2 protein-coding genes are annotated in these 1,152 nt (G+C 65.3%); both read right to left on the reverse strand.

Annotated elements, in window-relative coordinates; translation table 11 throughout:
• Positions 1-24: 24 nt before the first annotated feature.
• Positions 25-552, reverse strand: coding sequence for an IS630 family transposase (locus tag DAT35_RS57940; RefSeq protein ID WP_199243337.1), 528 nt, complete (start codon positions 550-552; stop codon positions 25-27).
• A 20-nt stretch (positions 553-572) separates the two neighbouring features.
• Complete coding sequence (locus tag DAT35_RS57945) at positions 573-1,094, reverse strand: helix-turn-helix domain-containing protein (RefSeq protein WP_108077994.1); 522 nt, start codon at positions 1,092-1,094, stop codon at positions 573-575.
• Positions 1,095-1,152 lie beyond the last annotated feature (58 nt).

The following is a 1,152-nucleotide window of genomic DNA, read 5'->3' on the forward strand; positions in this document are numbered from 1 at the left end:
CTAAGTAGGTAGGCAAAAGTTCCTTTACATTAAGGAATGGAGCCAGAAGTGGAGGGAGAGGACTCCCGCCTTGCGCAGCGCCTGCTGCGCAGAGAGGCCCAGGACCCAGTCTTCGGCGTCCTGGGCCAGTACGTCAACCGTGGGGTACTGCCGGTTGGCCGCGACGTGCTGCTTGAGGGCACGCCAGAGGTGGTCCATGGCATTGAGTTCCGACCACTGCTTGGGCAGCCACAGCAGATGGATGTCCATGCTGGCGGCCAGCGCCTGGGACCTGGCAGCCGTGTGGCAACCGGCCTTGTCCAGCAACAGGTACAGGGGGCATCCGGGGTAGCGTGCTCGCAATAGGCGCAGGAAGGTTTGAAAGTCCTCCTGTCTCATGGTGGGGCGTTGCAGGACTATCCGGTGACCTGTACGCGGGTTGAGGGCGCCGAAGAGGACACGCCGGGCATTTTCTCCGGTAATGGGTACCCTGGCCTGCTCGCCCCGGGGAGCCCAGGCTGAGCGGAGGGGCGGAAACTGCCGCAGCATGGTCTCGTCCAGGAAGAGCACCACGGCATTGGCGGGCAGCCTTTTCAGTCGGCGGACAAGCGCTGCTTTTTTTGGGGCAGGTTGGGCGCCTTCTCCGAATAGACGTAGCGGGGGCGTTTCCAACTCAAGTCCATGGCCCGCATCCGCCGACGCAGGGTGTCCGGATGGATGGAGCAGCCGTAGAGCTGCCCCAGGTGTGCAGCCAGCAGCGCCACCGTCCAGGTGTGGGAGGAGTAGCCCAGGTCAGAGGGCGGGCTGCTCAACTCGCGTAGAATGTCCTCCGGGGTGATGCAGGAGGCGACCGGTGGCCGCCCTCGGCGGGGCGCATCCTGCAGTGCCTCGACTCGCCGCAGCCGGACGTAGCGCTTGAGCCAGAAGTACACCGCGGGCCGGCTCAGTCCTGTCACATGCGCTGCCTCCGCCAGCGTACGGCCCTCGGCTACAAGTAGCAGGGCCTGTGCGCGCCGGTACACGCGCACATCCTCCGCATGCTGAAGTGCTCGCTGGAGCCGGACGCGGTCGTACCTGGTCAGCCCCCGCTGGGCGGGGCCCAGTGCCTTCCTCATCGGCACACCGTAGGCCCCGCCGCGCTATTGTGTCAGGAACTTTTGCCTACCTACTTAG

The sequence above is a fragment of the Vitiosangium sp. GDMCC 1.1324 genome (assembly GCF_003044305.1).
Classification (GTDB): domain Bacteria; phylum Myxococcota; class Myxococcia; order Myxococcales; family Myxococcaceae; genus Archangium.